The following is a 13,017-nucleotide window of genomic DNA, read 5'->3' as shown; positions in this document are numbered from 1 at the left end:
TTGCTTACTCGGGCCGTTCGGTTGCTTGCGTGGGCCGTTCGGTGAACGCGACCTCGATGCCGTGGGCGAGGCGGGCACCCAGGTTGATCCGCATCATCTCCAGGGCGGCCTCGGCGAGGTGCGGGTGGATGTGGGCGACCGCGTCGACCACCACCGTCACGTCGAAGTGCCGGATGTGGGCGTCCAGCGCGGAGTACAGCACGCACTGCTCGGTCACCTGGCCGCACAGCGTCACGTCCTGGACGCCCAGCTCCCACAGGAGATAGGCGAGCGGGGTCTCGTAGAAGATCGAATGGCGGGCCTTCACGACGAACAGCGAGTCGTCGTCGGGCCGGATCGGCTCGACCAGGTCCGCGTGCGGCCCCGCCATGGCGGCGTCGATCAGCTCTCCCTGGTGGGAGCGCCACTGGCCGAAGTTGTCGTTGACGTAGATCACCGGAACGCCGCTCGCGCGGGCCGCCTTCAGCAGCTCCGCGAGCACCGGCACGACCTCGCGCGCCGAGGGCAGCAGCTGCTCCGCGTCCCGGTGGTCGTACGTGTTGATCATGTCGATCACGACCAGGGCGCTCCGGGCACCGTGCCGCTCGGTCATGGCTTCAGGAGTGTCTTGACCATGCCGTCCTCCTTGGCCTGGAAGGTCGCGTAGGCCGCCGGGGCGTCCTGGAGCGGCAGGTGGTGCGTGGCGAAGGTGTCGACGCCCAGCGGGTCGTCGTCGGTGAGGTGCGGGCGGATGTCCTCGACCCAGCGCCATACGTTGGCCTGGCCCATGCGCACCTGGATCTGCTTGTCGAACATGGTCAGCAACGGCATCGGGCTGGCCGCGCCGCCGTAGACACCGCTGATCGACAGGGTGCCGCCGCGCCGGACCGCGTCGATGCCCGCGAGCAGCGCGCCCATGCGGTCGACACCGGCCTTCTCCATCAGGGGCCGGGCCAGCTTGTCGGGCAGCAGTCCGGTCGCCCACTGGGCGGCCTTCGCCACCGGCGCCCCGTGTGCTTCGAGGCCGACCGCGTCGATCACGGCATCGGTGCCGCGCCCCTGAGTGAGCTCGCGGACGGCGTCCCCCAGGTCCTTCTCGTGGTGCCGCAGGTCGATGACGGTGACGCCGTTGCGCCGGGCGCGTTCGAGCCGCGTGTCCACGAGGTCGACGCCGATCACCAGCTCAGCCCCGCGCAGCCGCGCGATGCGTGTGGCCATGTCGCCGATGGGGCCGAGGCCGAGCACCGTGACGCTGCCACCGGGCGGGATGTCGGCGTACTCGACGGCCTGCCAGGCGGTGGGCAGCACGTCGGACAGGTAGACGAACCGGTCGTCCGGCGGGCCCTCCGGCACCTTGATCGGCAAGGTGTTACCGAAGGGGACACGGAGCAGCTCGGCCTGCCCGCCGGGAACCTGCCCGTAGAGCTTGGTGTAGCCGAAGAGGGAGCCTCCGCTGCCCATGGAGGTGACCTGGGTCGTCTCGCACTGCGACTGCAGTCCCTGCCGGCACATCCAGCAGGTGTTGCAGGAGACGTTGAACGGAATCACCACGCGGTCGCCTACGGCCAACTCGGTGACGTCGGGACCCTTCTCCGCCACGACACCCATGGCCTCGTGGCCCAGGATGTCGCCGGCGTCGAGGAACGGCCCGAGGACCTCGTAGAGGTGCAGGTCCGAGCCGCAGATCCCGGTCGACGTCACCTGGACGATCACGTCGTCCGGCTTCTCGATACGCGGGTCGGGCACCTCGTCGACGCGCACGTCGCGTTTGCCTTGCCATGTGAGAGCACGCATGGGGAGACGTACCTTCCTTGCCGGCTTGCGTCTGGCCTGGTGTGGGCTCCTCCCAGGCTGCCCACACAGTGCGCCGGTCCGCCACATGGGCGACGGCGGCCCGTGACGTGTACCCGAGATCGTCGGCGTAAGACCCGCAGCGCCGGATCCCCGCCGGGCGCGTGCTTCGGTGCGCTCCCCCGGTGGTCTTGAGAACCGTGCCGCCACCCGGTGGAGTGTCGTGGATCTGAGCCGAGAGGAATGGGACGGCCATGACCACGAAGCAGCACAGCCCGTCGCCCGAGACCCGCTGGAAGCGGGCTGTCGTCGTCGGCGGGGGGTATGCCGGACTGGTGACCGCGCGGGTCCTGGCCGATCACTTCGCCGAGGTGCTGGTCCTGGAGCGGGACCCGGTGCGGTCGGACACGGGAGTCCACCCCCACATCCCGCAGGGCCATCACGCGCACGCACTGCTGGCCCGCGGCGGCGAAGCCCTGGAGGGGCTCTTCCCCGGGCTCCGGGCGGAGCTCGCCGAATTGGGCGCGCCCGTCTTCGACTACGGCGAACGGATCAACTTCCTGCTGCCGACGGGCTACGCGCCGGCCACCAGGGTCGGCATCCCCGTCCAGACCTTCACACGCGACGAGCTCGAACGGCGCCTGCGGCAGCGGGTGGCGGCCCTGCCGGCCGTGCGCGTCCTCCCCGCGACCCGCTGCGAGACGGTGACCGCGAGCGCCCCCGGCCGCCTCGACCGGGTCCGCTACCGCACCGAGGGCGGCGACGAGGCCACCGACGTCACCGCCGACCTGGTCGTCGACACCTCGGGCCGCACCACCTCCGTCGACCGCTGGCTCACCGAAGCGGGCCTGCCCGTCTCCCCCAAAACGGTCGTCAAAGCGAAGATCACCTACACCTCCGCGCTCTACGAACGCCCGCCACAGGACCCGCAGGACTACGACGTCGCCTACCAGATGGCCTTCGCACCCGACGTCCCACGCGGCGGCGTCGTGCTCGCCGTGGAACACCACCGCTGGATGTGCTCACTGCTCGGCGCCGACGAGCACGTGCCGCCCACCGACGACGAGGGCTACCTCGACTTCGCCCACACCCTCGACAACCCCCGCCTCGCCGAACAGATCAAGCGCGGCACCCGGCAGGGACCGGTGCACCGCTACACCAACCCCGGCAACGAGTGGCGCCTGCACCACAAGAACGCCCGCTGGCCCGAACGCCTGATCGCGGTCGGCGACGCGCTCTGCCTGTTCAACCCCGTCTACGGCCAAGGGCTCACGGTCGCCGCGCTCGAAGCGGAGCTGCTCGGCCGGCTGCTGCGCCGCCAAAGGGCCCGGGCGGCCGGACTCGACGGACTCAGCCGCGCCTACCAGCGCGCGGCGGCCCGCGTCATCCAGGTCCCCTGGACCATGGCCACCAGCTCGGACCTCATGTGGGCCCCCGGCGGACAGCCGCTGCCCGCGCGCTTCGCCCACTGGTACAACCAGCAGGTGTTCGCGCTCGCCGTGCACGAGCCGGACGTGTGGGCGCGCTTCGTGCGGGTCCTGAACATGACGGCCCCGCCCTCGCTCCTGTTCCGGCCCGCCGTGCTCGCCAAGGTGGTGCGCCGCCTGCTCACCCGCCGCACGAGCTGAGACGCCCACGACCGGCCGCCCGCTTCCTCTGTGAACGGCGGCCCCGTCGTGGTGGCGGCCCTGCGATCGACGTGGTGACCGGCTCGGGATGCGGTGCGTCAGCGCACGCCGTGCGGCCGGAACTGGATGCTGATGCGGCCGCCGGTCGCGCGGGCCGACTTGGGGACGGCGTGCTCCCAGGTGCGCTGGCAGGAGCCGCCCATCACGATCAGGTCGCCGTGTCCGAGCGGGTGCCGGACGGTCGCGCCGCCGCGGCGCGGGCGGAGCAGCAGATCCCGGGGCGCTCCCACGGAGAGGATGGCGACCATCGTGTTCTCGCGGGCGCCGCGGCCGATGCGGTCGCCGTGCCAGGCCACGCTGTCGCGCCCGTCGCGGTAGTGGCAGAGGCCGGCTGTCGTGAACGGTTCGCCGAGCTCGGCGGCGTAGTGCGCGGAGAGGGCCTGCCGGGCTTCGTCGAGTACGGGGTGGGGGAGCGGTTCCCCTGCGCCGTAGAAGGCGAGGAGGCGCGGTACGTCCACGACCCGCTCGTACATCTGCCGGCGTTCGGCCTTCCACGGGACGTCCGCGGCCAGCCGTTCGAACAGGGCGTCGGCGCCGCCGAGCCAGCCCGGCAGCAGGTCGAGCCACGCCCCGTCGCCGAGGACCGTCCTGCGGATGCCGTCCAGGGATCCGAGGCGCACGTCGTCGCCCTGGTCGAAGAGCGATCCCTGGAGCTGGTGCGTTGCCATGCGTCCACTGTAACGCGTGAATCGAACACGTGAACTAATGGGTGGGCTGCTCGGCGCTCCGGCACGCCACCCCCGAAAAAAGCGCGGGAGCGCGCACCCGGCGAGGGTGCGCGCTCCCGAGAACCGCGGCCGCGGTCACCGCTTGCCCGTGACCAGCCGGTAGGCGAACAGGACGATCACGGAGCCGACGACGGCGGCGATCCACGTCGACAAGTGGAAGAACCCGTTGATCGAGTGGACGCCGAAGATCACCTTGCCCAGCCAGCCGCCCAGCAGACCGCCCACGATGCCGATCAGCATGGTCACCAGGCAGCCTCCCGGGTCCTTGCCCGGAGTGAGGGCCTTGGCGATGGCCCCGGCGATGAGACCGATCAGGATCCAGGCGATGATGCCCACGAGACGTTCCTTTCCTTTGCACCGGTCGGCGCTGGGTTGCCAGGCCGACATCACACATCGAATGTCCCTTCGAGAGCGGCTCACACAGGACCAAGGTCCTGTTTGACGGAGGACGAAAGGCCGGGCCCGATCCCGGCAGGCGGGCGGCGCGCCCGGCGCATAGGGTGGCCGAGCGGCATACGGAGACAGCCATGACGTCAGCCAAGAAGCCACCCGTCGAGCCGGCCCAGCGCCTGCTCCTGACCGGTGTGGGCAGCTTTGACTGGGACCTGGTGAGCGGCGAGCTCAGCCTCGACGCCGGGTCCCTCGCGGTGCTCGACCTGCGGCCCGACGAATTCAACGGCCTCGTGACCGCACTGCAGGGGCGCATCCCGCCAGAGGAGGCCGTGCGCATCAACTACGCGGTGACCCATGCCGTCACCGCCGGCGAGGACCTGTACGGCGTCTACTTCCGGGCCCGGCACCGGGACGGCTCCATCCACCTCAGCCACGCACGGGGCCGCATCCTGCGCGATGGCGAAGGCCGGGCCGTGCGCGTGCTCGGAGTCCTGCGGACGGCCGGGGACGACGGGTCGGAACTGGCGGCCATCGACCCCAGGGAGGAACGGCGCCAGGGCATCGCCCTCATGGTGCAGGGCACCACGGAGGCGCTCTCGCGGGCCGTCACGGTCGACGACGTGGTCGCCGTGCTGTCCGGCGCCAGCGGCCTCGACCGGTTCGCCGCCGACGGCCTCGTCCTCGGTCTGGTCGAGGGCGAGAACCTGAAGCTGATCGCCCTGGTGGGCCAGACGATGCAGGCACTCGACGAACTCAAGCTGCACAAGTTCGACCAGTCGCTGCCACTGGCCGAGGCCGTCATGACCCGGCAGCCCCGCTTCGTGGGCTCGCTGCCCGATCTCGCCCGGCGCCTCACCCACCTGCGGCCGTACATGGAGCACATGAAACTCGACTCGGCGGCGTTTCTGCCGCTGGTCGCGCAGAACCGCGCCATCGGCGGCCTCGCACTCTTCTACCGCGGCAGGAAGGACTTCACCGACGCCGACCGCAACCTCTGCATCGGCCTGTCCGGGATCGTCGCCCAGTCGCTGCAGCGCGCCATGCTCTTCGACGAGGAACGCGACCTCGCCAAGAGCCTGCAGGCCACCATGTTGCCGCGCGGGATCCCCGCCGTCCCGGACTCCGAGGTCGCCGTCCGCTACCACGCCGCCTGGGGCGGCCGCGAGGTCGGCGGAGACTTCTACGACGTCGTCACCCTGCCCCGCGGCCGGATCGGCCTGGTCGTCGGAGACGTACAGGGACACGACACCCACGCCGCGGCCATCATGGGACAACTGCGCATCGCCCTGCGGGCCTTCGCCGGCGAGGGACACCCGCCCGGCACCGTGCTGTCCCGCGCCTCCCGCTTCCTGGCCGAGCTGGACACCGAGCGGTTCGCCACCTGCACCTACGCCCAGTTCGACCCCGCCACCGGCATCGTGCGCGCCGTACGGGCCGGACATCTGCCGCCCCTCGTGCGACATGTGGACGGCAGGGTGGGCGTGCCGCGTGTCACCGGGGGGCTGCCGCTGGGACTGGCCACCGACTTCGGCATGGAGGACTACCCGGAGGTGCGGCTCGACCTGGTGCCGGGCGAGACCATGGTGCTCTGCACGGACGGACTCGTCGAGGACGCCGGCCTCGACCTCGACACCGGCATCCGGAACCTCGCCGACGAGATGCGCGCCGGCCCCGAGACGGCCGAGGACCTGGCGGACCACCTCTCACACGCCCTGTGGGAGAGATGGGGCACCGGCGACGACGTGGCGCTCCTGGTCCTGCGCCGCCTCCCCGACCCCGGCACACCCCAGGAACCCCGCATCCACCGGTACGTCCACCAGGCCGACCCGGAAGGGCTCACCGACGCACGCGCGGCGCTGCGCGAACACCTCGCCGCGTGGGGGTTCGGCGCCGTCGCCGACGACGTCGAGGTGGCGGCGGGCGAACTCCTCGTCAACGCCCTGGTCCACACCGACGCCGGCGCCATCCTCACGCTGGAGGTCCTCTCCGGCCCGCCGCGCCGCGTCCGCCTCTCGGTGAGCGACCGTTCCAGCGACCGCCCCCGCAGGAGATCCCCGGGCGAGACCGCCACCTCCGGCCGCGGCCTGCTCCTGGTGGAGGCGGTCGCGTCCGGCTGGGGAGTCGAGCCGCGGGGCGAGGGCAAGGCGGTCTGGTGCGACTTCACCGCCCCCGAAGGCTGAGAGCCCTCGGCAGGCCCCGGTCGGCTGCGACCTGATCCGCCGGGCAGGCCCTAGGCTTCGGCGTATGGAGCAGCGCGAGATCATTCAACGAGTCGTCGGCATCCTGACCGAGTCGCTCGAAATGCGCCGGCAGGTACGCGAGAACCCGGACGGGGAGATCGAGAACAGCGGTGCGGTCGGGGCGATGCTTGAGGAAATGCTGCCGCGCATCGAACTCCCCGCCGAGGCCACCCCCATCGAGGTCGCCGCGGTGGTGGGCCGAGAGCTGGGGCCCGTCATCGAACAGATCACGTCCGCCTTCGCCTTCTCCTTCGCACAGCTCGCCGAGGTCCACGACGAGGGACGCACCGACGTGTCCTCCGCGGACGTGCTGAGGTCCATCGCCCTGCACTTCGAGAGCGAGCAGGCGGAGGAGGAGTAGGGAAGCAGAAGGAGCAGGGGGAGCAGGAGGGGTACGCCGGCACCCGGAACCGTCGGCGCGCATCACGGGGGCGGTCCCGGGTACGCGGGGTGGTCTCCGCCCCCGGCGGCCACCTGGCGGCATCGCCGACCCTGTGCGCAGCCTGGTGGCGGACCCTCTGAAGTCACTTCACAGAAGGAAATGCCATGCGCGCCCTTTCGTTGGTCTGCACCCTCAACGCGTCCCCCGAACCCTCCAGCAGCCAGCTGCTCTCCGACCAGGTGCTGCGCGAGCTCGAAAAGCTCGACGTCACCACGGAGACCGTCCGCGTGGCCGACCACAACGTGCTCCCCGGTGTCGCCGTCGACATGGGCGGCGACGACGCCTGGCCCAAGCTGCGGGAGAAGGTCCTGCAGGCCGACATCCTCCTGATCGCCACCCCCATCTGGCTGGGCCACCCCTCCAGCATCTGCCAGCGCGTCCTCGAACGGCTCAACGCCGAGTCGTCGGAGACGGACGAGCAGGGGCGCCCCTTCACTTACGGGAAGGTCGCCGTGGTCGCCGTCGTCGGCAACGAGGACGGGGCGCACAAGGTCAGCGCCGACACGTTCCAGGGGCTCAACGACATCGGCTTCTCCCTGGCCCCCAACGCGGTCACGTACTGGGTCGGCGAAGCGCAGCACGGCACCGACTACCAGGACCTCGAAGCCACCCCCGAGCAGGTCGCCGAGACCACCCGCACACTCGCCGCCAACGCGGTCCACCTCGCCGGGCTGCTCAACGACCACCCCTACCCGGCCGCCTGACGAGCGCACACGGGCGCGTGCCTGTTCGGCAGCCGGATCTGCCCGGCAAGCTCCTGACAGGCCGCGCGGGCCTTCCTGGCGTCGTGACGTGAGCCTTTGGACCTCCCTGGAACCCGCCTCCGCGACCGTCGACCCCGGCGGCAGCACCACGGTGCTGCTGCGGGTGCGCAACACCGGCGACATCGTCGACGTCTACCGCTTCGAACCGGTCGGTACGGATCACACCGACGGAACAGCCCGGCGCCGTCACCGTCCCGGAGGGGAACCTCACCGTCGCACCCTTCACCGAGGTGCGCGCCGAGCTCGTGCCGCCGACGGTGAAGGGGTGGTTCCGGGGGTGGCCGCAGCTGGCGGTGGACAACCTCGGCAACACCGGGGTCACCGCGTCGCTCAGCGGCGGTGGCAGCGGCGACCGGCTGTCGTACGACCTGGAGCCCGGCAACGTCCGGATCGAGCCGGGCCGGGCCGCGTTCGTGAAGGCGACGCTGCGGCCCCGAGACGTGCACCGACCCCGGCGACCGGAAGTACGGCGGCAGCCCGATGGAGCTGAACCTCCCGCTCGAATCGGTCCGCTTCACCGTGTGAGCGGGGCCTCCTCACGACGGGCGTCCTCCCGACGGGCGTCCTCAGATGTAGCCCTCGCGCAGCGCGTACGCCACCACGTGCGCCCGGTTGCGCAGATGCAGCCGGGTGGTGAGGCCGTACATCACGTCGCGGACGGCACCCGTGACGAGCACGGCCCGCGCGCCTTCGCCGCGCACGGTGCGCCGCAGCCGGGCGAGCGCCGCCTCGTCGAGGGTGTCCTCGACGAGCAGGGCGACGGTGGCGGGCCCGGAGTTCTCGCACAGTTCGACCTCCGGGAGCCGGCGCATCTGGCTGAGGACCCCCTCGCGGCTGATCGGGTCGGGTGCGGTGACGGCGACCCGCACCCGGTTCGTCTTCGGTTCGATGACGGCTGTGTCGGTGACGGGCATGGTCGGCGGCTCGGCCGGGGTGCCCCAGTCGCCGTACTTCTGCTCGTGCTCCGGGTTGTACTCGCCCGGGCCACTGGCCGCCGTCGACAGGCGGACGTTCCGCTCCGGGACGCCGTCACCGGCGTAGTTCAGGATCGCGAGGTCCGGATAGGCGTCGTCGCCGTAGTCGGCGACGCGGGCCGTCGACGGGTCGTCCCCAGTGTGTCCGGGATTCGTGATCTTGTCCGGGCGGCCGTCGCCGTCGAGGTACCGGGCCGCGGAGGACCGTCCGTGAGCACGGATCCACCCTGCGCGGCAAGCCGTCCCGGCCGCCACGATTGCCGGGAAGTTGGGGACGCTGGAACGCGAAAACCTGCAGTGACCAGGGGAAACGCAAGCTGCCTGGAATGCGTGGGTGAGACGCTCCGGTGCGCTCATGCGTGAAGATTGCGAATCGGGGGACTTGGCGGGCAGGGCTGGTTCAGCGGCGTTCCCCCGGGGGGCCGCTCCGGCCCAGGTTTCCCTGGTTCGGCCCAGAGCCGGGGAAGCCGCCCCTCACCGGCGGCGCTGTCCGGTTACGGTTCCGTCATGGCCGACTACCGCATCGAGACCGTACGCAACGGCGAACGCGACTGGACCGTCCGCAACGACCGCGGCGCCGAGGTCCGGGTCGCCGCCGCCGACGACCCGGACGCCCAGCCCTCCTTCACCCCGGTCGAGCTTCTCCTCGCCGCGCTCGGCGGGTGCGGTGGTCTCGTCGTGGACCGCACGGCCCGCACCGTCCCCCACGACGGGCTCCGCATCGTCGTGGAGTCGGTGTCGAGGCCCGAGGACGACGGCCGGGTCGGTGTCGTCCGGGTCGCCTACGAACTCGATCTGCCGGAGGGCGACACCCGCGCCGCCGAGGGGCTGGAGCGCGCCATCCGGCTGACGCACGAGAAGTACTGCACGGTCAGCCGCACCGTCGAACACGGAGCGCGCGTCGAGGCCCTGGGCCCCGACGGGACCGCGCTCTTCACGGGCGGCTGACCAGCGGCTGACGGGCCGGGACCGGTCAGGACAGCGGCTCCACCCACACATCGCGGAACCGGACCTTGTTGCCGTGGTCCTGCAGCCGGATCGCGCCGGCCGCCGCCGACTCCGGGTCGCCCCCGCCGGTCGGGCCGTCGACGGCCACGTCGTCGTGGACCTTCTCGCCGTTCCAGACCACCGTGACCCGCGCGTCCGCCGTCTTCTCGCCGTCCGCGTCGAAGCGGGCGGCACGGAACGTGACGTCGTACGTCTGCCAGGTCTCCGGCGGCTTCGAGGCGTTGAGGTCGGCGGCCTTCTTCTGGTAGATCGCCCCCGCCTCGTTGTCCGCGAGCTTCCGCACACCGTAGGAGTCCAGGATCTGCAGCTCGTACCGGTCCTGGAGGTAGACCCCGCTGTTGCCGCGGTCCTGTCCGGTGACGTCGTCCGGCAGCTTCGGCACCCGGAACTCGACGTGCAGCCTGAAGTCCTCGAAGTGCTGTTTCGTGCGCAGGTCGCCGCAGCAGACCTCCATGGACCTCTCGGCGGTGTGCGGCCATTCGGCGCTGCGGCCGTCGGTGTGCTGCCAGGCCGACGCGACGCTGCCGCCGGAGAAGAGGTCGATCCGCGCGCCGGGGCGCCGGATCTCGACCGCGTCGAGGTTGACGTGCCCGGTGTCGCCGGCCCCCACTCCGTAGGTGATGGTGTTGCGGCCCTTGCGCAGTTCGAGGCGTTCCGTCCTGGTGGACCAGCGGTCCCACCGGCCGGTCGACGGCAGGCTCGTCCGCTCGGCGGGGCCGCCGTTGACGCTGACGCCGACCGTCTTGGTGCCGGGGGAGGGGTGCGGTCCGTTGGCGTACCGCAGACCGACGTCGTACGTGCCCTTCTTCGCCACCTCGACGTCGAACGCCGCCTTGGCGCCCTGCTCTCCGAAGCCGTCGACGAAGCCCGCGCCCGTGAAGCCGGCGTGCTCGGTGTCGGTGCCCGCGCTGCCGGACAGCCGGGCCGATTCGGCGTCGTAGGTGGTGACGGGCTCGTCCGGGCCCGGCTTGGCGTTGAGGGTGTACCAGGCCTCGGTGGACCAGAGCTGCTCACCCGACGACGCGGAGAACGGGCGCGGCGAGCGGACGTGGACGACACGGTCGCTCTTGAGCCCCGGGACGGTGAGCCGCACCTTGCGCCGGTCGTCGGAGAGCTTCGCCGACGTGACGGGCAGCACCTCCTCGTCGATCTTCGGGCCGCCGTAGGCAGGCGTCGGCGCGTAGCGCCACTGCTCGACGGCGTACGCGCCCCTGGTCAGCTTGGCCGCGGTCTCCTCGGACAGGGGCTTGGTGTAGGTCAGGTCGAAGCCGTCGCGGGTCGCGCGCATCGTCTTGACGTCGAAGGCGGTCGTGCCGTTCGGCGTCAGCTTCTGCAGGCCGAAGCGGAGCTTGCCCTCCTGGCCCCAGTTTCCGTCGGCGCCGAGCCCGCCGGTGTAGATCGCGCCGTCGGGGCCCTCGCTGATCCGTGTGATGCCGGACTCCAGGCCCTGCGTGTGCCGGAACACCGCGCCCTGGTACTCGCCCTTCACCTTCTCCAGGTCCGCGCGCTGCAGTCCGCCGTACGTGACGTCACCGAAGACCAGCTGCCCGGCGAACGGCCCCTTCTTCAGCCGCATGGGCGTGCTGGGCGAGTTGGCGATCTCGTTCTGCGGGAGCCACAGCACCGGCTTGGTGACGGGCTTGTCGTCGTAGGGCCCGTCGGGGTTCATGTAGTGGTTGAAGAACCGGCCCTGCTTGATGTGCACCAGCTTGGACGCGGGCAGCCAGCCGCCCTGGTTGTCCGTGACGAACAGGTCCCCTCCCGGGCCGCGCCCGATCCCGTTCGGGGTGCGCAGGCCTCCGGCGAGGTAACTGACCTTGCCGGTCCTCTTGTCGACCTTGATGGTCGTGCCGCGGTTCGGGGCGGGCTGCGGGTCGGTGGTCGCGCCGCCGTAGTCGATGGCGACGGAGAGGTTCAGATAGAAGTCGCCCTTGTCGTAGAGCAGGCCGAAGGCGAACTCGTGGAAGTTCTTGCCGTACGGCCACTCGGCGATCTTCCGCTTGTCGTCGGTGACGTCGTCGCCGTTCGTGTCGTTCAACTCGGTCAGCTGGTGCTTCTCCGACACATACAGCTTGCCGTCCACGTGCTTGATGCCCATCGGCTCCCTGAGCCCGTCGGCGACCTTCTTGTACGTGACCTTCTCGGGCCCGGTGTCGCCGGTGACGTGGTCGAGCAGGTACACCTCGCCCTTCGTCTCGTCGCTCCCGCCCCACGTGGAGATCGCGAGCCGGCCGTCGGGCAGCCAGTCCATCGCGGACACCTGCGGCTCGAAGCCCTTCGGGCGCAGGTCGGTCAGCTCGTACCCGGGGTTGACCCCGGTGAGCGGCAGCCCGTCGCCGGGGGTGTCGTACGTCCCCTCGCACTCCTTGCGGCCGGGTGCCGTGACCCGTACGACATCGGTGTCCGTGCTGAGCACCGAGTTCGGCACGACGGTGAACTCGCCCGCGCCCGGCGGCTTCCACTCCAGGGTGACCCGCTGCTCGCCGCCCGCGTCGAAGTGGTCGATGCGCAGCGCCTGGTGTCCGGCGTTGAGCGTGATCCGGCCGTCCTTGGGCTCGGCGCCGTGCAGCCCGTCGTGGTCGATGACCTGCTGGCCGCCGAGGAAGAGCCGTGAGCCGTCGTCGCTGATCAGCCGGAAGTCGTACGCGCCCGCCTCGGGCACGTTCAGATTGCCGATGATCTGCGACACGAAGTTGTCGCTGAACCCGAAGCCGTCCGTCGAGGTCCAGTCGGCGGTGGGTATCAGCTTGTCGACATTGGGGGTCTGTGCGGGCTTGAGGTCGCACAGCTTCTTCAACGGGGTCCGGACGTCGAACACCCGCAGGGTGACGCCGGGTTCCTGCGGCGGCAGGTCCGCGAAGGGCCGCGGCTCGTCGTCCGCGGCCGCGGCGGGCGTCAGGAGTCCACCGCCGAGAAGGGCGGTGAGCAGCAGACCGGTGGATCTTCGGACTCTGCGGCGGGTGCGGCCGGATATCGGTCCGTGGGGTGGCTTCACTCTTCCTCCTGCGTG

11 protein-coding genes and 1 pseudogene are annotated in these 13,017 nt (G+C 71.1%); 6 read left to right on the top strand and 6 right to left on the bottom strand.

Features of this window, described 5'->3' with window-relative positions:
• Positions 1 to 4: 4 nt before the first annotated feature.
• Complete coding sequence (locus AB0H82_RS07560) at positions 5 to 592, bottom strand: isochorismatase family cysteine hydrolase (RefSeq protein WP_362989863.1); 588 nt, start codon at positions 590 to 592, stop codon at positions 5 to 7.
• Positions 589 to 1,773 (bottom strand): alcohol dehydrogenase catalytic domain-containing protein, encoded by a 1,185-nt coding sequence (locus AB0H82_RS07555; RefSeq protein ID WP_362989861.1) that lies wholly within the window; start codon positions 1,771 to 1,773, stop codon positions 589 to 591. Before AB0H82_RS07555 ends, AB0H82_RS07560 begins: the two co-directional genes overlap by 4 nt.
• Before the next feature lie 251 nt (positions 1,774 to 2,024).
• On the opposite strand from AB0H82_RS07555, the gene AB0H82_RS07550 reads away from it, so the two are divergent.
• Complete coding sequence (locus AB0H82_RS07550) at positions 2,025 to 3,398, top strand: FAD-dependent monooxygenase (protein ID WP_362989859.1); 1,374 nt, start codon at positions 2,025 to 2,027, stop codon at positions 3,396 to 3,398.
• 98 nt (positions 3,399 to 3,496) lie between these two features.
• Here AB0H82_RS07550 and AB0H82_RS07545 read toward each other — a convergent pair whose 3' ends face one another.
• A complete protein-coding gene (locus AB0H82_RS07545; RefSeq protein WP_362989857.1) occupies positions 3,497 to 4,126 on the bottom strand; it encodes an alpha-ketoglutarate-dependent dioxygenase AlkB in 630 nt (209 codons plus the stop codon).
• Between the two features lie 135 nt (positions 4,127 to 4,261).
• Positions 4,262 to 4,522: a GlsB/YeaQ/YmgE family stress response membrane protein gene (locus AB0H82_RS07540; protein ID WP_362989855.1), complete on the bottom strand. Its 261-nt coding sequence runs from the start codon at positions 4,520 to 4,522 to the stop codon at positions 4,262 to 4,264.
• Between the two features lie 191 nt (positions 4,523 to 4,713).
• Between AB0H82_RS07540 and AB0H82_RS07535 the strand changes: the two genes are divergently transcribed.
• From AB0H82_RS07535 to AB0H82_RS07520, 4 genes and pseudogenes are all read left to right on the top strand, one after another.
• Positions 4,714 to 6,759 (top strand): SpoIIE family protein phosphatase, encoded by a 2,046-nt coding sequence (locus AB0H82_RS07535; protein ID WP_362989853.1) that lies wholly within the window; start codon positions 4,714 to 4,716, stop codon positions 6,757 to 6,759.
• A gap of 64 nt (positions 6,760 to 6,823) precedes the next feature.
• Entirely contained in the window at positions 6,824 to 7,180 is a 357-nt protein-coding gene (locus AB0H82_RS07530; RefSeq protein ID WP_362989851.1) for a hypothetical protein, read from the top strand.
• A gap of 185 nt (positions 7,181 to 7,365) precedes the next feature.
• Positions 7,366 to 7,965 (top strand): NAD(P)H-dependent oxidoreductase, encoded by a 600-nt coding sequence (locus tag AB0H82_RS07525; RefSeq protein ID WP_362989849.1) that lies wholly within the window; start codon positions 7,366 to 7,368, stop codon positions 7,963 to 7,965.
• A gap of 88 nt (positions 7,966 to 8,053) precedes the next feature.
• A pseudogene (locus AB0H82_RS07520) lies at positions 8,054 to 8,462 on the top strand (hypothetical protein); the annotation flags it as partial.
• A gap of 129 nt (positions 8,463 to 8,591) precedes the next feature.
• Here the strand turns inward: AB0H82_RS07520 and AB0H82_RS07515 are convergent.
• On the bottom strand, positions 8,592 to 8,939 hold the full coding sequence (locus AB0H82_RS07515) for a hypothetical protein (protein WP_362990056.1): 348 nt from the start codon (positions 8,937 to 8,939) through the stop codon (positions 8,592 to 8,594).
• Between the two features lie 567 nt (positions 8,940 to 9,506).
• Between AB0H82_RS07515 and AB0H82_RS07510 the strand changes: the two genes are divergently transcribed.
• Positions 9,507 to 9,947 (top strand): OsmC family protein, encoded by a 441-nt coding sequence (locus AB0H82_RS07510; protein WP_362989847.1) that lies wholly within the window; start codon positions 9,507 to 9,509, stop codon positions 9,945 to 9,947.
• 25 nt (positions 9,948 to 9,972) lie between these two features.
• On the opposite strand, the gene AB0H82_RS07505 is transcribed toward AB0H82_RS07510, so the two are convergent.
• Positions 9,973 to 13,002, bottom strand: a complete 3,030-nt coding sequence (locus tag AB0H82_RS07505) for a family 16 glycoside hydrolase (protein ID WP_362989845.1) — start codon at positions 13,000 to 13,002, stop codon at positions 9,973 to 9,975.
• Between the last annotated feature and the right edge of the window lie 15 nt (positions 13,003 to 13,017).

It is taken from the genome of Streptomyces sp. NPDC050732, from assembly GCF_040654255.1.
In the GTDB taxonomy this organism is placed as follows: domain Bacteria; phylum Actinomycetota; class Actinomycetes; order Streptomycetales; family Streptomycetaceae; genus Streptomyces.
Note: the sequence above shows the minus strand (reverse complement) of the source record. Positions and strands in the feature narration are given on the sequence as shown.

What these genes read in the sequence shown, in the direction of transcription:
- AB0H82_RS07560 (WP_362989863.1), bottom strand. Translation starts at nt 592, where the DNA reads ATGACCGAGCGGCACGGTGCCCGGAGCGCCCTGGTCGTGATCGACATG.
- AB0H82_RS07555 (WP_362989861.1), bottom strand. Translation starts at nt 1,773, where the DNA reads ATGCGTGCTCTCACATGGCAAGGCAAACGCGACGTGCGCGTCGACGAG.
- AB0H82_RS07550 (WP_362989859.1), top strand. Translation starts at nt 2,025, where the DNA reads ATGACCACGAAGCAGCACAGCCCGTCGCCCGAGACCCGCTGGAAGCGG.
- AB0H82_RS07545 (WP_362989857.1), bottom strand. Translation starts at nt 4,126, where the DNA reads ATGGCAACGCACCAGCTCCAGGGATCGCTCTTCGACCAGGGCGACGAC.
- AB0H82_RS07535 (WP_362989853.1), top strand. Translation starts at nt 4,714, where the DNA reads ATGACGTCAGCCAAGAAGCCACCCGTCGAGCCGGCCCAGCGCCTGCTC.
- AB0H82_RS07530 (WP_362989851.1), top strand. Translation starts at nt 6,824, where the DNA reads ATGGAGCAGCGCGAGATCATTCAACGAGTCGTCGGCATCCTGACCGAG.
- AB0H82_RS07525 (WP_362989849.1), top strand. Translation starts at nt 7,366, where the DNA reads ATGCGCGCCCTTTCGTTGGTCTGCACCCTCAACGCGTCCCCCGAACCC.
- AB0H82_RS07515 (WP_362990056.1), bottom strand. Translation starts at nt 8,939, where the DNA reads ATGCCCGTCACCGACACAGCCGTCATCGAACCGAAGACGAACCGGGTG.
- AB0H82_RS07510 (WP_362989847.1), top strand. Translation starts at nt 9,507, where the DNA reads ATGGCCGACTACCGCATCGAGACCGTACGCAACGGCGAACGCGACTGG.